The following is a 19,989-nucleotide window of genomic DNA, read 5'->3' as shown; positions in this document are numbered from 1 at the left end:
GTTAATCTCCCCCCTTTATTCTTCATTTCTCATTTTCCAAGTGGCTGCGGTAATCAAGCCGATAACAGCGAATAGCAGCCAGGAAATTGCAGAAGCGTAGCCCATGTTGTAGTATTTGAACCCTTCCTCATAGATCCTGAACACAAGCACGGTAGAAGAATTATTCGGACCGCCTTCGGTCAAAAAGGCGATGATGTCGAACACCTTAAACGAGCCAATCAGCATGGTAATAAGCAGGAAAAATGTAGTCGGACGCAGCATCGGAACTGTGATGGCAAAGAATTTTTTCAGCGCGCTGGCGCCATCTATTTCGGCGGCTTCGTAGATTTCATCGGAAATATTCGTCAAGCCAGCCATATAGATAATAATGGTGTAGCCAAGACTCGCCCAAGAACTGATAATAGCAATGGATAACAGTGAGGTCTTTGGATCAACTAGCCATTTCGGAGGGCTGGAAATTCCAAACTCCATCAGCAACTGATTGATAGGTCCAAGAGACGGATGGAACAATGCACTCCATACGGCAGCTATCGCAATAATCGAAGAAATATAAGGAATAAAGAAAGCCACTTTAAAATAATTTTTGAGGAACACACTGTTTTGAATCAATGCCGCGAGCACCAGCGCAATCGCAATCGGTATCGGCACGGTCATAATCATATAAAAAGCATTGTTCTTCAAAGCTTGAATGATACTCGGATCATGGAACATTTTGATATAGTTATCCAATCCGATGAACTCGATTCCTTTGACTCCCGACAATAGATCCCATTTCGAGAAGCTCAAATAAAGTGAGAATCCAAGCGCAAATACATTAAGAAAAAGCATCCCGACAATTTCTGGTGCCAAAAACAGCCACCCGGTTAAAGCCTCTTTCCGTTGCGGAGTCCAGAATTTCCGCTTCTCTTGCAGAATTTTTGGCACAGGTTGTTTTGCAGCCTCCACGTTGTATCACCTCGACAATTTGATTTGTCATTATAGTAATACATCCGCCTTCCGCAAGAAGGAGTGATTATGACCCGGAATGTGCAAGATTTTGACCTTTGTCCGCCGACAACAAAAAACCGCCCTAGAGGGGCGGCGGGTCTGTTCATATCGTTAACAATTGTGCTTCTCAGCGTACCGAATGTTTGGATTTATATTCGCTTGGCGTAGTTCCTACATATTTTTTGAACACTTTTGAAAAATAGGTTCTGTCCGAATATCCTAGACCGACGGCTAGCGATTCCAGATTCTGGCTGGAGATTTTTAGCATTTTGGTAGCGACCTTCATCTTGTGCTGATGTACATAGTCCGTAAAGGTCAGGCCAGTCATGCGCTTGAAATAACGCGAAAAATAGCTTGGATCCAGAAACAGATAACGTGCCATATCAATTGAGGTGATATTATCGCCAAGATGCTGGTCGATATACTGCTGGATAAGCTGCAGCTTGGGCTCCTGCGGAGAAGCTCCTGCCACCTGCTGCTTGCTGCCTGTAATCTGTACAAGCTTTCTTTCCACCAGTTCCATCGTATCTTCAAGTGTGCGGGTCTGCACGAGATAGACGAACAGATCCTCATCGAACATCAGGCTCGTAAACATTAACTCGATGCCGCGGAGCATAAAGGATAAATCCCGGGCGAAATCGCCAGGATGAATAGACATTGCTTTTGCAGTCCTAGCGATTTCTTGTAGAGTGCTACGGATGGCTTCAAGGTCTTTTTTTATCACGGCCCGTTCCATCTGCGGGATATAGCTGTCCAGAAATCCTTGGGGAGCAGGCTGGAAACGTGGAGAAGCGATTTGCAGAGTATCCAGAACCGTGTAATCCGCACTTGCATAGAACTCGCATTTGTCCTGAACAATCTGCCGATGGATCTGGCCAATCGCCTGTAGCTCCATTTTCTCTGTGACGGCAATAATGCCCGGTTGAATCTTTAGGAGATGGGAGCATTCGGAACACAGCCGCTGTAAATAATCGTGAAAATGAAGACTGGCATTCTGCGCGAGATTCACACGGTAATTATATAGAATCACAATATTCTTTTGCTCCAAGAAAGGCGTAATCCCTTCACATGTTTCGGACAGTTCCAAGGCTATATTGTAAATAGCATATAAAATAAGTGGATACTCACTCTGCTTGTATCGCTTGTCGAAACTGGAAAAATGAATACTAACCGTGCCCAGCATAAACCACGGATACGTCCAGGATATGCCGATTTGCGCCGCATAAGCCAGTGTGGTTTCAGGCGGAGCACCGCCAATCACCCTTTGCAGCAGGTTCTGCCGGAAGAGCTGGCTGTTGTAGCCTGTCTCCCCATGGCTGATCAAGCCAATCTTCGACTTAAGCAAGTGTACGGACTTGGCAAGGCTTTTCTCCAGTTGCTCTTCTGTAAGCTGGTCCTTGATTAAATAATCATCTACTTTCAGCTTTACCGCCTGCTGAGCATAATGGAAATCCTCATGACAGGTCAGGAAAATAATTCTGACCTCCGGCTTCATGCGGGTGAAACAATCGGCTAGCTCAATCCCGTTCTTTTGCGGCAAACCAATATCCGTGATCACAATGTCAGGCTGCACTTCCTCAAACATTAATAACGCCTTGGCACTGGAATAGGTGCTGCCGACAATCTGCAAGCTATGTGCCTCCCAGTCAATCATCTGCTGAAGCACTTTGAGCATAGGAACATCATCGTCTATGAGCATCACTTTATACATCAATATCCCTCTCTCTCTGACAGATTAACCTGATGATTGCCTTGCGGCAAATACAGAGAAACGGACACCCCACCCTGCGGCAGATTATGCAGCGACAAGCGGGTATCCTGCCCATAGGTCAGCCGCAGCCTTTGAACTACGTTCATTAACCCGACTCTTTGATAAGCTTCATCCTGTTCATTGTCCTTATACAGTAACCTGCGGTTCAGGCCCGCCAGAACTTCAGCCCCTGCACCGCAGCCATTATCTTCAACTTCAATCATGATCCCATCAGGGACCGTTCGAGAGCGAACGACAATACGCGGTGCCGGGTGGTCAACCAATCCGTGGACGATTGCATTTTCTACAAGGGGCTGCAAAATCAGCTTAGGGACGATGAGCTTCTCTGTATCCTTTTCCAGATCGACCTCCAGTTCAAGAGGGATTTCATTACGGATCTTCATAATATCGATATAATGGCCAAGCAGTTTGCATTCTTCCCGCAAGGTGGCCGGTTCATTGACCTTCAAATAGGCCCGGAGCAGACTCATTAATGAATCGATGATCCCGCTATGCAGCTTATCTTTGGCCAAAATAAGGCTACATTTAATCGAATTCAACGTGTTGATCAAAAAGTGGGGGCGAATCTGCATAAACAGCGCCTCCAGCTCCATCACCCGCTTCTGTTCCTGCTCCAGCTCGATGTCGTGAATTAGTCCTTGCAGCTGGTCCAGCATAGTATTCAACGTCTGCCCCAGCTCAGCGATTTCATCCTTGCCCTTGACCTCCAGCCTGACATCAAGATTCCCCATCCCGAACTGGCGCACAACGCGCTGCAGCTTCATGATCGGACTATGCAATCTTTTGGCAATCAGCATGGAGGTAGCCGAAAAGACAATAAATAAGAGGAGTACCAAGCCAATGCCACTATAAAACGTCCGCGAGATCTGGCCCGACCATTCTTTCTCCGAAGCTTCATAGATCAGCTGCCAATTAGATTTGTCGATAGCTCTGGCCGTACGAACGCTTCCTCTTGCTTCCTTGCCTTCTGGAGCCAGCTCAGAGTTCCCAGCAATCAAGCCTCCTCCAGAATCAAATAACGCAACCTTGCCAAATTCGACGGGTCCGAGCAATTTATTGAAATAGGATTCAGGAATTGAGATAAGCAGCACGGACACCTGCCGTTTCTCCCGGCTGTCATAGATAACTCTGGCAATATAATAGCTGCTGCTTTTACCGGAACCGCTATCAGCCATCCCAAGCCATTGCAAGGTCTCCGGTTCGTGAATATTGACACGGCTCATCAGCTTGTCCAGGTTGGCATTGATCACGGATAAATTCTCAGTCCCAGAGGAGATCACAAAGTGTTTCCGGTTGACCAAATACATGCGGATATTATTATTCAACGGCTTAGAGTTGATGAGCGAAAACACATCTTGAATTTGCGTAAAATGTACGTAATCCTGATAGCTATTCAGCCGCTCAGTATCCGCAAATGACTTCAGATTAGCGCGGAAATTGGTATCGTTTACAATAAAATGGGAAGCGAACGTCACATCATCAATAGTTTTGTTTAGTTCGTCAATCATAACGTTCAGGAAGTTATCGTTGCTGAGCTGCAGCTTCTCTACCATCGTATCCCGGATGAGCACGAAGGAAATGATCGATACTGCAATCAGCGGGATAAAAATCAGCAAAAGAAATGAAACCTGGATACGTCTATAGTAAGTGAATTTGAACATGTTTTCTCCGCGCCTCTCTCATGCTCTTTTCTTTTATTCTATCAGCCCGTTGTCCAGTATTCATACATTATCTGATTACCGTGACCTTCTTTTGACCGTCTGCTGAAACAATAAGCACTACTTCTCCAAAAATTTGTACGCCTTCCACTACATAGGAATCTAAGTGACTGGATGGAATCTCGTGGCTGATCACGATAATATGCTCCTCATTCCTTTCGGGGAGGATGATGCGGCAGGCCTCCGCGTGTGCAGCAGCCACCGGTTCACCCGTATGGCGGTAAATCGGCACCTGTTCGACCAGCGGACAGAACAACTCACCCGAAGACTGCGGGTACAGCACCTGCATGATCGAGACCGTTCCTTTCCCCTTTCGGGAGTACACAGCATACTGATTAGGTTCCAGCAGATTATATTCGCGGGAGATTACCCCAGCATCAACCCTGCCCTGAAGACCATCAACATGAACAGGAAGGATACAAAGATTAGCTTCCCGCTCATTTTTTGTACGGCATATTAGCGTTCCATCTTCCATCTGAACCGTTCCGGGTGCAAAATGAAAATGCTGGGAAAATGTATGCTCCTGCCGGGAACTGAAGCTGTCCACCAGAAGCCAGTAAAAAGGCTTAATAAATAGGATCCTCCTTAACGGGTAGACCGGATCATCCAAATGACGGTAGCCGTCATGGCTGCCCTCTACATAATCAAAGTCCGGATGGCTGATCCATTGGCAGCCCATTGGCTTCGCAATCTGAGAGAAGGACCATGTATCCGTGACTTCGGTAAATCCAATTCCGTCGACAGTGGTCGTATTATGGGCAGCGCTTTCTTTTAGCGCTTTTCTAAGTGGTGTATGATCACTATAGTTGTATCTGCCAAGATCGGTAAGCAGATCCCGCCCATAGGCATACAGATCGAAATGTAGCAGATCCGCGTGCCCATGTCCACCCCCAAGCGGTCCGCAGTGAAAATATAGGTACAAATCCTGCTCGTCCCAGCCCGTTCGCATCACATAATGGCCGGAATGTGCATAGGCGTGTGACAAGTTTGGTGGTAGCTCCGCAGTCAGCCGCTCGTAGCCCTCAACTCCATTTATCCCAAACAACCAGGCATTGTCATAATCCATTTGATCGTATCCGCCAAAGCGGAGTACAGCATCCTGAAATAACCAGCCCGCATAAGTCAAAAGCGAACGGATATCGCTGTCATCACTATCGCCAAGCATCGGCTGCCGGTGATTCGGCTTGGCCCAATATAATGAAGCGGCAGCCATTTGCTGAACCTTTTGCTGAAACTCATCCTGAAGCTCCACTCCATTCAATCGGGCTAAACGGATGCAGTCGAGAAAACATACCAAAACCTCATGGTGATAGGTGGGCGATTGCTCCCAGTGGATGCCGTCCGCCATAATCTGAATTCGAGCTGTCTCTCCCAGTCTCTCCTTACTGAGTTGTCGCCAGTTTTTGGCGCTAGTGAACTCAGGGAAGTAGAGCGCAGTTTGGAACAAACCACAAGTCTCCAGCACCCCCCAGTTGCTGATCTTCTTCCAGCCCGTAAACGATAAAGCTAAATATTGGCCGTGTTCATACAGAGATACCATCACTTTGGCCAGCAGCGCCGGTGTGAGCAGTGGACTATCCTGTATATAGGACAACGCTTTGATCCAGTTAGCACAGCGAAGGCCCACTTCAATTGTGCGCCATGTCAGCGTATCATTCGTAGGCTTGTCTGGAACGGGGTTACGGTCTATCCAATCTTCAAGCTGGCAGCAAAATGCTCTCGCATAATCCTCTTTACCTGTTATCGTATACGCTTGTCCTAATGCCACCCAGTAGCGGTGGCGATTCAGCATATAAGCCCATTCTACATCCTTGTCTGGAACATGACGCCAGTCAATTTCTTCCTCAAAGGTAACCGGAATGCGGCTGCGCTCCATATCCCAGGGAAAACGAAAGAGAAACGTCTGCTCCACAACTTCATCCGCTGTCTTCATTACAGCTTCCCGCTCGCCTGCACAATAGCGCTGTACATAGTCAATAAGCTGCTGCTTCCGGTTATCCTCTATCCGCCAGCCCGGCGTGGTCCGGCGGGTCAAATACCGATGCAATTCAGTCAGCGCATCGTCCTGCCGAGCTTGGCTGAGCGCATTCTTCACTAGAGCTAAAGCGGGCAACTCAAGATCGAGCAGCGCAAAGACGGCATAGGGGGAGATTTGTCTGACATCAGCGTTCATACCAGTACCCCTTGTTGCCATTTTGCAGCCGCATCAATGCTTCGAGATAGAAATAATCTCCCCAGATCATGAAGTCATCTGGAGACAGATCGCCGCGCACATGGTAAGAACCATGCTTCAGCAGCCCCTCCGCCTCTTCGCCGAGCGTGGAATAGTTCTGCACAAGCGAAGTCATCGACTGCACTAATCCCTGCTGAAAATAAGCCCGCTCAGAATCCTCCCCATCCATTAGCTCCAGCAGTTCCTGAAGTCCGGCTGCTACTATTGCAGAGGCCGAGCTATCCCGGTAAGTATCCGGAGACACCGGAGCATTAAAATCCCAGTAAGCGACATGATCCTGCGGCAAATGCTCCAGAAAATAGCGGGCCATCCGCTTGGACGTTTCCAAATACAACGGATCTTTGGTATAGCGGTAAGATAACGCAAAACCGTAAACACCCCAAGCCTGCCCGCGCGTCCAGGTCGATCCGTTAGTAAAACCCTGGTGTGTGGCGCCGCCAATCGGCTCTCCGGTCTTCGGGTCGAAGAAAAACGTATGGTAAGAGCTGTCATCTCCCCGTACCAGATACCGTCTCGTTTTCTCCGCCTGCATGACCGCCACCTCCCGGTATACGGAATCACCGGTCTGTTGTTCGGCCCAATACAAAAGGGGAAGATTTAACAGACAATCAATAATGATGCGCCCGCCTTCCTGAGCATCCCCCTCCGGTCCCCATGCCTGAATATAACCGCCAGCTGTACGCCAGCGCTTCAGCAGCAGGTCTGCCGCCTGCAATGTCAGTTGACGCGCTGATTCGTCTTTATCTATAATCCACTGGGCTTTAGAGGATAACGAATACAGGAAGCCAATGTCGTGATGATCAAGCACGGTCTTTGCCGCGAAACGGCGGCGGAAATCTTCTACGGTATGGGATGCCGCAATACGGAAGCTGTCATCCCGCGTATATTCATAACACAACCACAACATGCCGCTCCAAAATCCGTTAGTCCAGTCGTCGTTGTTATTGAGCTGATAAGTTCCATTCCTGCTGACATGAGGGAAACTGCCCCCGAACCGGTCTATGTTCTTACGTACCTTCTCTATCGCATCTTCAATCGCACTGCTCCACATAAGTTCCTTGCTCCCTTCAGGCTCTTCGTTTCTTACGTTTCATGATAAGGAGAGTGAACAGGATCTAATAGGGGCGATTTTTGCTTTGATGTGCATTATTTTGACTTTTGAATGACGTGAAGCACTGTAAGTTTACTTTCCAATCATAGGCATCAAATCAATATAGTAACAAAAGGTATAACTGTTTATGGGAAAATACGTTAAAATCAGAGAGTGACTTACATCTTTCATTCTTTTTTAGAAACGGAGTGTCCTATTAATGAAAAAGCTAGGTGCATTATTTTTATCCATTTTCATGGTTATGTCTGTCTTTACCACTGCGCATGCTGCTGAAAAGCCTGTCGGTGTATGGATTGATGGAACCGAAATAAAGTTAGGCGATTCTAACCCTGTTGTAGAAAAAGGAACGACCCTAGTTCCTATGCGTCCTCTGCTAGAGAAGCTTAATGTAAATATTAATTGGAATAAAAAAACCCAAACCGTAACAGGGACCAAAAATGGACTGGCCCTCTCACTGACCATTGGCAGCACAACTGCAACGGTAAATGGGGAGAAGAAAAAACTAGAGGTGGCTCCTAAGACCATCAACAATGTCACCTATGTTCCTGTCCGCTTTATAGGAGAAACGATCGGCTATAAAGTGGAGTGGAGTCCAGCGCTGCGCACCATCACTTTTGTGGCCAATACTCAAGCTGCAGGAAGCACCGGATTCTTATGGAAAGTGGAGAACAAAGGCAACACCGTTTATCTGCTTGGTTCTATCCATGTGGCTAACGACAAAATGTACCCGCTGCGTCCGGAGATTGAAGCTGCTTTTGAAGCCTCGCAATATTTAGGTGTCGAAGTAGATATCTCTAAGATTGATCAAGCTGAGATCCAAAAGTTTATTTTGGAAAAAGGCTCCTATACAGATGGAACCAAGCTCAAGGATCATGTATCCGCAGATACCTATAACAAAGTGACTCAACTGCTAAAAGCAAATGGTCTGGCGGAAAATGCATTCGATTCCTTCAAACCGTGGGTCGTTACCCAAGGTGTCTCAAGTCTACAGATGCAAGTTACAAGTTATACGGCGGATACCGGCATTGATTTATATTTTTTACAAAAAGCAGGCAAGCTGAACAAACCTATTATTGAGCTGGAAAACACACAATTGCAGCTGAATATGTTCGACCAGTTCTCAGATGGATTGCAAGAAAAGCTTCTTGTCGACACACTCGGCAGCCTCAATCAAACGGACAATACTTCCGCAGCAGCTTCACTGGATGCACTATCCCAAATGTGGATGCAAGGTGATGAGCAGTCGCTCGTAGCGATGACAAAAGCGGTCGCGCAAGAGCCAGAGTATTATAAGGGCCTGGTTTCGGATCGTAACGTCAACATGGTGAAGCATGTAAAAGAATATTTGAATAGTGATAAAAAAGCGACTTACCTTGTCGTCGTTGGTGCGCTGCATATGCTCGGTGACGATGGTATCGTGACCCAATTGCAAAAAGATGGCTTTAACGTCGTCAAACAATAATTGTTTTAGCTAAAATAAACAAGGCTGTCTCTTAGTCATCGTAGATGACTAAGAGACAGCCTTGTATTTTACTTTTTTTAGCTTAATCTAAAAGTAGAAGTTGACTTAACGTGCGGACAGCGCGGAGGGCCCTCCGGGATTCTGGAGAAACGCACCCTCCGAACCCAAAGCCGCTTGTTCATAAACGGGCTACTACAATTTTATTAACTGATCTACCTTAACTGGAAGTCCAGTAGCTATCGAACGATTTGCCGCAATCCCGGTCATAATAGACAACGCCCCGTCCACATGGGAAGCCGCACGATTAAAGCGATCCTCTAGCGGACATTCAAAAATATCACGCAGCATCACAGGATCTCCGCCCCCGTGCCCCCCAACTCCTTCTTCAATCTCCACTTCATAAGGTGCTGCGAAATGAGGGAAAACCGTGATCCGCTTGTCTTTTAACGCCCCTTCATCTTCCTTGTTTCCTCCGGCATTTACATAAGACTGTTCGACGACCTTTACTTCCATCCGCCCCTTCGTTCCATTAAATACTACAATGAAGCCCTCCCAAGGCAAATAAGCATTAAGTGAATAATTCATAATCGTCTTATTTTTGTATTTGACCATAACCGCCATCGTATCCTCAATGCTGATATTATCACCGAACACACTTTGGTCACGCAGGTAACCATCCTCATGCTCCGTATCCAGATACATCTGCTTTAACTGCTCGTTGTCTTTAAGATGCAGGGCAAACGGATCATTTTCTGCCGCGCTACTTCCATGAGCACGCTGATAAAACTCAGTCACCCCGCGCTTCTCCGCGTTTTCTCTGCCATAAAATCTTAGATCGCCCATCGCATAAATCGTATCCGGGCGCGAACCCAGCCAGAAATTCATCAAATCGAAATGATGTGTGGATTTATGAACCAAGAGACCTCCGCTGTTCCGTTTATCACGGTGCCATCTGCGGAAGTAATCCGCCCCATGCTGCGTATTCAGCAGCCACTCGAAGTTGACGGAAAGCACTTCTCCAATCGCGCCGTCCATAATGAGTTCACGGATTTTGGTGTTGTGTGGTGCATAGCGGTAATTGAAGGTCACACGCAGCTTTTTCCCAGTCCGCTCAATCGCTTCAAGAATTTCCTGACATTTCTCTTCATCCACTGTCATCGGTTTCTCCGAAATAACATCGCAGCCAAGCTCCATCGCCCGGATAATGTAACGATGATGCGTGCGGTCAATACTCGTGACAATTACCGTGTCAGGTTGGGTTTCCTCAATCATACGGTCAAACTCATGAGCTTTATAGGTAGGAACCGCTTGATATTTATATTTTTCCTCCAGCAAACGGTTCGCATAATCCATTCTTGCTCCATTCACATCACAAAAGGCTACAATTTCAGAGGTTTCACGATAATTCGTAGTGATCTCACCATAAAAAAACTCCGCTCGGCCGCCGGTTCCTACGAAAGCATATTTCTTGTTGGACATCAGGATCACTCCATCACTTATTGATTTAAAAGCGTTTTTTTCTTATAGTGTATAGTATAAAATACATCTGAATCTAAGCGATTCTTAGCAGAAACAATAAAAACTTTGCATATATTATCTTCATTATCTGAAAGGAGCAGATTTAGCATGGAACAGGAGCCTCAGCCTCCTTTTATGATTGAGCAAATAAAAAGAGCCGGTCCATTCAGCATGGATTCCGACCATTATCACGATACTTATGAAATTTATTATTTACTCGCCGGGGAACGCAGTTATTACATTAACAATCTGATCTACACCTTGCGTAAAGGTGATCTGATTTTTATTAACAAGAACGAGCTCCATCGTACCACCTCTAAAGGCTCTGCAAGCCATGAACGGATCTTAATTAACTTTGAGGAAAGCTTTCTGCAAAAGACATTGGCGCACTTCGAGCTGCATTTTCCATTTATGGCTACACAAAGCTTGCTTTTGCGGCCCGGAGTACATGAACAGGGGGCCATTGAATATCTACTTTTCAGCATGCTAAAAGAACAAACAGAACCACGGACACAGCAAATCCCCTATCTTCAGACGCTACTCATCCAACTATTTATTGAAATGAACAGAATACAGGAAATAAGCCGTGAGCCCATTGCCTCTGAGAGCAGTGAGAAGCAGCTAAAAGTCTACGAAATTATCGATTTTTTACAAGCACATTATGCTGAAAAGCTTACATTGGAGCGGCTATCTGAGACTTTTTTCATCAGCAGCACCTATCTCTGCCGTGTGTTCAAGCAAACGACTGGCTTCACTATCGTAGAATATCTAAACTACATTCGGATCAAGGAAGCCCAACGTCTCTTGCAGAGCACCAACGCTAAAGTTACGAACATCGCCGAGGATACCGGCTTTGACAGCATCGCCCACTTCGGGCGTGTGTTTAAGCAAATCGTTAAATGTTCGCCTTTGCAATATCGCAAGCAAAACCGCTGATCCACAGTTAGAAATCACAACCGATTCTCTATGTAGCCGCTCCGTCGATCAAAAGTACCTTATGTGAACTGCCATGGGCATACGGGGGCATCAGGAGCATCGGGGGCATCTGAGCAACAACAATACCCCGTCACTAGATTATCTTTTCGCGCGAACAAAGTTCATGAGGCTATCGGACCCAGTGGACCTTATTCGCAGCATAATCGCTATTTTGGGATTTTATCGGCCCCCATAGTCGCTATTGGCATAAAAAGTTACCTATATTGAGCGTTTTCGAGGGAATAACGTCACTGGAGTCCGGAAATGGTCTCAAAAGGCGATTAATCTGCAAATAACGTCATCTGAGTCCGCATAACTTTGTCTAGCAGGAGTAATCGGCGGTTTCAAGGGGGGCCGGGGGGGGGGGTGGGGGGTTAAGCAGCACAGTAACTCACAACAAAGAGCAGCGATCCCCACTAATGGAGTATCGCTGCTCCGCTGTCATTTTGTGATTAATACGGTCGTCTCATTCCTCATCATGCCATTCATTTTGCTTCGTTATGTGATTTCATTTCCAAATCTCGTACAAGCCTGTGAACCTCAATTCCGGCCAGCAGCACGATGCCAATCCCATGTGTATCGTTTAATTGCCAGGTCAATTCATCTTTATAATACAGTTTGTTAAACGAATAACCCGAACCGCGGCAGACACCGTAAACATTGCCTTGTTTGTCAATACAATGACGGGTTAAGCCGCTCCAGCCGTGGAGTGCAGAGGTTACGTATGACTCTGGTTCCAGCAGCCAACCGCAGCGGACGCCTCTAGCAAAAGCATAAATAAACATAGAGGTACAAGAAGCCTCTGCGTAGGACTCAGGATCTGTTAACACTTGATGCCATAGGCCCCGCTCATCTTGCAGCTTAAGATAGCCTTTACTAAGCTCGCGGAAATAATCAAGCAAATCAGATCGCAACGGATGTTGCTCAGGCATAACTTCAAGCAGCTCAGTCAGTGAGAAAATCACCCAACCATTACCTCTGCCCCAAGGCACGCCATTGGGTTTATTAAACTTATAATCATATACATGATGCATAATGCCAAGCTCCGGCTGGAACAGCCGCTCCTTGTAATGTAAAAACTGCGCCGCCGCATCATCAAGATAAGCCGCATTTCCGGTCAATTTATAATATTTGCTTAGAAAAGGCGTGCTCATATACAGATCATCACACCACATCGTCTGCTGCATGAAATCAACTGTGCCACTGGTCCGATACAGAGCTCCGTCAGGCAGCCTGCTCTGCACTTTAGTAATGTAATTGGCAATTTCAGCAGCAGCTTCCGGTGCGCCCTGTAGTGGACGAAGCTTATTTGCTTCCAGCATCGTTGCCCCGAAGGATCCGCAGTCGTCCAGCGAATCCATCAGCGCCAGCTGATGATTGATGCCCGGAGCGCCATAACGTCCAAGGTCCCATAAGGCATATTCATGCAGCCCTGTACATTGCTCAATATGGTGTTGTGCATATTCGGCATAATGGGGGGCCTTAAGCTCTACTCCTGTTCTCAGCAATCCGTACAGGGTTACGCCTAGAGGGTAATTCCAGCGCCCAAACATAACACTCTCCAAATAAGGCCTAACCCAGCTATTCGGTTGGTCCACCCGCCAAAAGGTTACTTCATCCGCTTCCCCAAATAAAGTATCCATAGAGGTCAGTTCTAAGACTTTCGGCGCTGTCCCCGAGGTGAATAGTCCAAGGTACAGCCAAGGATCAGTTAATCCTTCAACTGAATAAGGTTGCACGAGACTACTCTGAACACCACCAGACCGTACGTCCAGTTCAAATCCCCAATTCCCCTCTCCGCAGACGGACTCCACGACGAGATCATGTAGTCCATAACCAAGCTCCAGTTGGATATCCAGCGTGCCGTTCACGTTCTGGTGCTCAGCTACAAGTTCCCCATTCACATAGATAGAGATTTCAGCCATTCCACGATAGCTACCTTGCAGGCGTATGTCATCTTTCTGTAGGCTCTTAACTTCCAGCTTACACCAAGCAAACGCCTTGGCTCCTAGTAATTCCCCAAATATACGTGAACAGTTGCCAGATGCCTGTTCCTGTGGCGACCATTGCGGCGTCGGAAACCAAACGCAGCGAGCTGTCATTTGCTCTTCAGTGAATTCAGCTTTCAGCCAAGCTGCCCAAGACGTCTGTTGGGGTCCACTATAAATCCAACCTTCACAACCGCTTAACTGCGCCGTTGGAGTAAGAAAGTGTACCGGTGCACCTTTGACGCTGCCCGTTCCAAAAACCCCTCCGCAACCTGTACCTGTTGCTACATACTCCAGCACAAGATGGTTCCAGCCTTTATCCATGCCCGCCCGAAAAAACGTCCTCCGGTCCGGAAACACATCATCATTTAGATTGGAGCTAAACACCAGCCGTCCATTTATGTAAACCTTAACTGGACTGTAGCAACTAACTGAGAAAGGGGCTTCTACCTCATTGTCGCTCCACAGCTTTCCCCACACATATACGAATTGTCCTGCCTCTAGCTCCGGCAGTCGTTCTTCCAGATTCATATCATAACGGCAGTCGCGGAGCCGTTTGAAACCACTCTGCGAATGTACCCGGTAAACCGGAGGCTGCGGGGGATAGGCACCGATAAAACGGCTGGCCACAGCGGCCAGTACATTTTCGATTTCGCCCCCATTATATTTGGCAATACAATCAGGATCAGGAAAGTATTCTGGAATATAAGTACTCACTAAACGTATCCTCCTTCACACCGTTATTTCTCCACCCGGATACAGCGTCGAGCTGTACAATCTTTTAGGCTGAGGTAACGATTTCTCAGAGGCACATGTACTAATATCTATCCACTCGCTTGAATATACCGATGCTGACTCATCATTATAAATTACAACCTGTTCCCTGCCACATCCCAGAAGATCGCCATGAACGGCATAACCTTCCTCCTTGAATTCAGCTACAACCCGCATATGTCCATCGTACAAAGCAGGATATACCCCGCCTCCCCGGCGGTACGCGAGAATATAATCCGGAGAACCCACTTGCCAGTTGCTAACGGCTTCAACGATAGTCAGCCAACCATCGGTTGTGCGCTCTTCTTTCCACAGTTCCTTGCCATTACAGTCTAAAAGGAACAACGCATCCTTACCTTTTAGCCCTTTGCCGTCATCTTCGCGGATCATTCGGTCCAGCCCGGCAACCTGAAGACCAGGCAGTTCGGGCCGGAATCGGCCTAACGCCAGATGCTGTGACTCTATAGAACCGTCATAACGCCAAAGCTCTTGCCCGTCCCGGTCATACATCACCGTTACGCTTCCGCCGACAACCAGTTCAGGATAACCATCTCCATTCACATCGCCAACCCAAATACAGTCCGCGTGGTCATCCAGATCGTGGCAGCTCCATAATAAATTACCTTTAGAATCAAGCAGATCATAACCTGCCATCACTTGATCCTGTCCATTTCCATGAAGATCGTGAACCCACGGATAATGTCCTACATTGCCTGTATGCGTCCATAATAAATTGAAATTCTTATCCAAGGCCCACAGTTGATGATAACGGTCCTTCAGAATGATGTCGGAAGCATGTTTTTGCCCTGTTAGATTGGCAATGATAATACAATCATGTGCATGTTCAGCAGGTAAGTCGTATATGGACTTAACCGTTCCTGTTGAACCTTCAAAAATATGAAAACGTCCATCCATTACACATAATACTTCCAGCGACCCATCACCATCTATATCATAAACTTGCGCTGGATAGTCCGAGCCTTGGCTGCCAGCGTCAGGATCGGGTGTGCCCACCTGCCACAGCAGCTTGCCATCCATATCAAAAGCGGTCAGGCATTGCACCTGATGGGGAATATAACGAACATCCTGGCGATTATCCGGCTGGACCAGCAGCATTTCTGCACGTCCATCCCCATTCAGATCGCCAATAAGCATTTTACAGCGTGGACCAGCAGCGGAAATATCTACTTTTGCCAGCTGATAGACTGATTGTGTGTCCTTCGTTCTCATTAGAATCCTCCTGTCTTCTCTCTTCGATTAGATCTCAGGGAAACGGACGGTTTGTCCGCCTGCTACTTCTATAATCACACCGTCGATTTCCAGCCAGACAGATACCGCTCCCGGATTATATACAAAATCCCTAGCAGCGGAGAAAATAAGGGCTTCACAAGCCTTCATATAATGAACGAGTTCAATATTTGTGGCGTACCAGATTTCCTCCAGTCCTCCCACTGCTTCACAGAAGCTTTCCATCAGCTCCCAGTTATTATCGTTATCAAATTCATAACTATGGCCCCACACATACATCAGATATAAATACTGCCGTTTATGCAGCTTCACGAACTGCTCCGCATGCTCCAGCAAATGATCATTATGATGGCAAGTCCCCCGCCATTCCAGCCAATCCTCCGGCAGCCCAAAGCCGCCGCCAGTGGTCTGTACCACACGGGCATATTCCATGCCTAAATGAGGCAAAAGCTTCTTTATCTCCTTGTTAAAGGAACCGTTAGGATAAGACATTCCCCGTATCGGCACCTGGAGCAGCGTCTCAAAATATTTTCGATCCTCCATAATCTCATGGATGATTTGCTCCTGCGGACAACGGGCCAGCGTCGGATGATGTTGCGTATGGACAGATACTTCATGTCCCTGGTACAGCTCAGTTATTTCATCTGCCGTAATACGATCACCTTCACCCAGCAGGCCAGAATTGAGATGAAATGTTCCTCTAATCCCATGGCGGTTAAATAGTCCTACCAATCTTTCGTCAGCCCGTCTGCCGTCATCATAGCTCATTGTAAGCGCCTTATGTCTGCCCTCAGGGTAACAATAATAAATAATAGACATCAATCTGAAGCCTCCTTCGCATTACTGTCCAAAAACCGTCAGATTCGAGTAATCAGCAATCAGGGGTGCCATCTGTCGGAACCCAATTTTCCCGCCTGTCAGTAGCGGCCCATAGGTTTCACCATCATCTATCCATGTAAAAATCGGCAGTTCATTGATTGCAAAAGACAGCATAGGGCCACGTTTCACCACTAACATCCGGTAGGGCTCAGTCATGTCGCTGACGTCCGGAAGCGGATCGGCTGCCTGCGCAACCAGATGAAAACCATAGCTTTTGCGCAAATTACAGGTGTGAAATTCACGTTCTTCCACCCAACGCCTGCGAAAATACGAGATATGATACGTGTCTATCTGCCCGTGATGGTATTGATCATATTCACCCGTACGGCGAGCAAGCGTGGAATCAAATAAATCCTTCCCACCCTCTCCTTTGGCCGCTATAAACAAAATCGCCAACCCCGGCTCACACAATGGGCGGAAATTCCACGATACGGCGAGGTCTGCCGGGAACTCCTCTGGACACCAGAGAACGACATTTGCTTGTTGTCCGGCCTCGGCATGGATAGTGCTCTCTAATCTCATTCGTTGCAAAGGGAAGGAAACCGTTCCCTCTCCCTCCATCTGGAATCCAGCGATATCACTAGTTGAAGCGAGGGGATTATGGTAGATTGGTTTCCATGCTTCAGGGATCAAACCACCTATACCCGTGTCCTGCATCGGCCTAGCCATAAATCATTCCTCCCCACAATGAAGCCTTCAATTCGCGAGTTCCGGTATAGCACTACCGATTAATTCCAAGGCAATGATCGTATTTAAAGACCACTGCGAGGCTTCATTTGTATTCATCCAATCGATCTCATTTAACTCAGTCATATAAGTGACCCGATCAGCTTCCTCCTGTAGATTCACACAACCAAATGGATTCTCCAGCAAAATCGTCCAACACCGCTCTGCCGTCGCCGGATCCTTGCGGTAATATGCTCCATATGCAGCAATGGCTACGCTGAGCACAGGATGCTCAAAACGGAGTTTTCCTGAAATCAACCCTCCTGTAAATGCGTCCTTCTCTTCTTGTGGCAAATTATAAAATACGCCGAACTCAGCCAGCATATCATCCCAGTCCGAGTCCTCCAGCATTGCCGCCAGCTCGAACCACACCTGCGGACCTCCCATACTAATCGCTAGATGACGCCCCCAGTTATCGTCGCCCATTCCCGACAATAGGCCAGTTGCCGGATCATACCCATATGTGGGACCAGATAAAAGCCGTAAATTTGCCCTTTTGATGCAATTCATGCCTGTTATAATCTTGTCACGATAAGCGGTATCCTCGAACCGCTCCCAGCGGGTCATCCAATTAGAGCTAAAGGCCGCCCAGTCCGGACCCACCCTAACATGAGTGGGGAATTCATCCTTCGGAAAATACGCCCGCATCGGGTCCAGAGTAACTGTTGAATAATCAGCATCCTTTACACTGTCCATAATATCGCCGACCCGCTCGTCTCCGGTCAGATAATAATAGTAGCGATGCAGACCCGCCATAGCGATACGAGCCTCTTTGCAGCCGCAGCCCCAGTGGATGACATTATGCCGCGAGCCTAGTCCGGCGTATTCGCCAAAATGATATACATCTACCTCACTCGTATGCCTGGTCATAGCTTCGGCCATTCGGAACACATCCGCTCTCCCGGACCGGAGAAACGTTACCCACAACCACATATTTGGCACCAGCTCGGAATTCTGCCAGGCACAGCCACCGAGATCATAGTTCCATACATGTCTGACCGGATCGTAGCTGTGCATGAAATCTCCGTAGTCCCAAAAACCGTACCATTTGCGCTGCTCGATCTCTTCCTTGTAAAAGGAGATGATCCCGTCCAGCCGCTCTTCCAGATACACCTTGGCTGGCGTGCTCCGATCAGGCAAACTCCAGAAACCAAAAGCACCCGCTTCATGATAATAAGTTGGTTCACAAACCAGCAATGAAGGTTCTTCAGCTTCTGCCTGCATCCGCTGCAACAATTCAGGCCCGGGAGTCTGCGCCGTACACCAGAATGTTAGCTCGCTAGTATTAGCGATACCAAATGGAGTGGCCCGTAATTCTTCTGCACCTTCATACGAGGATTCCACATGTGTTTTTGTATCATAATGCCGCAAGTCCATAGCTGCCGCATCAGGTGACCAGAACCAGACAGTAAGAGCTGCCGCATCTGTGGCAGTGGAACCAATCTCCATTCCTGCCGGATGCTTACGCCAGAAATTCTTCATCCCGACGGCTAGCCCTCCACCCTCTGCTCCAATATAACCAAGCCCACCTGCCCGGCGGCCTTCTGCTGCCTTGATCCAAGCGCACCCATCCTCTGTCCGCTTCCAGATCCCATAATGCTCGGAAGAATCTTGAACCAGCCGAAAGCTGCCCCAAGTCGCGGAGTCATCCAATAAACTAAGGAAATAGGCATCCTCTTCTGGATCAAATTTCACAGTACATCCTGCTACCTGATCGACGAATAAATCACGGTACTTACCTTTGGTTCGCCGTGTATGCAACGTCTTAGGAGACTCGCTAAACAAGCCGCTATCTCCGGCAAAACGAACATGGCGGTTGTAAAGCGGTCCACGCAGCGGCACTGTGAATTCTATTCCTAATCCTTTAATAAAATCCTGCTGTGGATTACCGTCATAATGAAACGTATGAACTAATCGAATAGACTCCAGCCCAGCATAAAAATATAAACGTAACGTATAGGGAAGCCACTCACGAGCATTGTGTGAAGCTTGGTGAAGTCCCTCTAGCTTCACCACTGCGCGAACAGGTCCGTCCTGTTCAAGGATGGCACTTAACGTTCGTCCTGTGAATCGCTCCTCACGTATGCTCAGGGTGCCAGCACCCTCATCTCTCTGTTCACGTATACATACAAGCTCTCCATTACTGCATACTTCGGTTCCTTCCGTGTCCGCCGGATTTCTGCGCACAATACTGCGGATAAGACCCTTCCCCTGCTTGTTAACCGTGCAAATAATAACACCTGTATCTATAATGAAAGCTTCCTCTGTTTCCTGCACAGTTAGTCGCTCAGTCATTTCCGTAGCTGGAGCCGCTTGATTTATTGTCATTGTCGCTAAGGAATCCTGCTGAATATCCGAATTTTTGTTTACTGCCGAGTGCGTGGACCATTTGATGCTCCCGTCAGGCCAAAAAGCTGCCGGCCAGCTTTGCAGCGGCACAAGCTTTTCGTTCTTCGGCATACTTAAGCAGAGATTCTTTAACGATTCCCTGTCGAGCGCTCCTTTTTTCCAAGGAACCCCCCAGGTAACACCCACATCAATAGCGGGCTTTTTTAGCCAATGCAGGCTAATCGGCAGAGCCGTAGGCACAACAACCATC

13 protein-coding genes are annotated in these 19,989 nt (G+C 47.6%); 2 read left to right on the top strand and 11 right to left on the bottom strand.

All coding sequences use genetic code 11. The features are described from left to right. Positions 1-15: 15 nt before the first annotated feature. The 5 genes from NSQ66_RS07800 to NSQ66_RS07780 all read right to left on the bottom strand — a co-directional run bounded on the left by NSQ66_RS07800 (position 16) and on the right by NSQ66_RS07780 (position 7,760). Entirely contained in the window at positions 16-945 is a 930-nt protein-coding gene (locus NSQ66_RS07800) for a sugar ABC transporter permease (RefSeq protein WP_051490863.1), read from the bottom strand. 169 nt (positions 946-1,114) lie between these two features. Continuing rightward, a complete protein-coding gene (locus tag NSQ66_RS07795) occupies positions 1,115-2,698 on the bottom strand; it encodes a response regulator (protein ID WP_076141358.1) in 1,584 nt (527 codons plus the stop codon). Next, positions 2,698-4,419, bottom strand: a complete 1,722-nt coding sequence (locus NSQ66_RS07790; protein ID WP_076141357.1) for a histidine kinase — start codon at positions 4,417-4,419, stop codon at positions 2,698-2,700. The genes NSQ66_RS07795 and NSQ66_RS07790 overlap by 1 nt, the downstream gene beginning before the upstream one ends. A gap of 67 nt (positions 4,420-4,486) precedes the next feature. Continuing rightward, a complete protein-coding gene (locus tag NSQ66_RS07785) occupies positions 4,487-6,649 on the bottom strand; it encodes an alginate lyase family protein (RefSeq protein WP_076141356.1) in 2,163 nt (720 codons plus the stop codon). Further along, positions 6,639-7,760 (bottom strand): glycoside hydrolase family 88 protein, encoded by a 1,122-nt coding sequence (locus tag NSQ66_RS07780; RefSeq protein WP_038569487.1) that lies wholly within the window; start codon positions 7,758-7,760, stop codon positions 6,639-6,641. Before NSQ66_RS07780 ends, NSQ66_RS07785 begins: the two co-directional genes overlap by 11 nt. A gap of 259 nt (positions 7,761-8,019) precedes the next feature. Here NSQ66_RS07780 and NSQ66_RS07775 point away from each other — a divergent pair, with 259 nt between their 5' ends. Next, positions 8,020-9,282, top strand: coding sequence for a TraB/GumN family protein (locus tag NSQ66_RS07775; RefSeq protein ID WP_076104902.1), 1,263 nt, complete (start codon positions 8,020-8,022; stop codon positions 9,280-9,282). A gap of 192 nt (positions 9,283-9,474) precedes the next feature. On the opposite strand, the gene NSQ66_RS07770 is transcribed toward NSQ66_RS07775, so the two are convergent. Then, a complete protein-coding gene (locus tag NSQ66_RS07770) occupies positions 9,475-10,761 on the bottom strand; it encodes a Gfo/Idh/MocA family oxidoreductase (protein ID WP_339211667.1) in 1,287 nt (428 codons plus the stop codon). A 147-nt stretch (positions 10,762-10,908) separates the two neighbouring features. Between NSQ66_RS07770 and NSQ66_RS07765 the strand changes: the two genes are divergently transcribed. Continuing rightward, entirely contained in the window at positions 10,909-11,736 is an 828-nt protein-coding gene (locus tag NSQ66_RS07765) for an AraC family transcriptional regulator (RefSeq protein ID WP_339211666.1), read from the top strand. 524 nt (positions 11,737-12,260) lie between these two features. On the opposite strand, the gene NSQ66_RS07760 is transcribed toward NSQ66_RS07765, so the two are convergent. The 5 genes from NSQ66_RS07760 to NSQ66_RS07740 are packed head-to-tail and all read right to left on the bottom strand — an operon-like array spanning position 12,261 to position 19,988. Then, positions 12,261-14,480: a glycoside hydrolase family 88 protein gene (locus NSQ66_RS07760; protein WP_339211665.1), complete on the bottom strand. Its 2,220-nt coding sequence runs from the start codon at positions 14,478-14,480 to the stop codon at positions 12,261-12,263. A 15-nt stretch (positions 14,481-14,495) separates the two neighbouring features. Continuing rightward, positions 14,496-15,767 (bottom strand): hypothetical protein, encoded by a 1,272-nt coding sequence (locus NSQ66_RS07755; protein WP_339211663.1) that lies wholly within the window; start codon positions 15,765-15,767, stop codon positions 14,496-14,498. 27 nt (positions 15,768-15,794) lie between these two features. Continuing rightward, positions 15,795-16,604, bottom strand: a complete 810-nt coding sequence (locus NSQ66_RS07750) for a polysaccharide deacetylase family protein (protein WP_038569480.1) — start codon at positions 16,602-16,604, stop codon at positions 15,795-15,797. Between the two features lie 21 nt (positions 16,605-16,625). Next, complete coding sequence (locus NSQ66_RS07745) at positions 16,626-17,333, bottom strand: DUF1961 family protein (RefSeq protein WP_339211661.1); 708 nt, start codon at positions 17,331-17,333, stop codon at positions 16,626-16,628. Between the two features lie 27 nt (positions 17,334-17,360). After that, entirely contained in the window at positions 17,361-19,988 is a 2,628-nt protein-coding gene (locus NSQ66_RS07740) for a hypothetical protein (protein ID WP_339279646.1), read from the bottom strand. Position 19,989 lies beyond the last annotated feature (1 nt).

The sequence above is a fragment of the Paenibacillus sp. FSL H3-0329 genome (genome assembly GCF_037963285.1).
Classification (GTDB): domain Bacteria; phylum Bacillota; class Bacilli; order Paenibacillales; family Paenibacillaceae; genus Paenibacillus_AQ; species Paenibacillus_AQ odorifer.
This window is presented reverse-complemented; position numbering and strand designations above follow the sequence as displayed.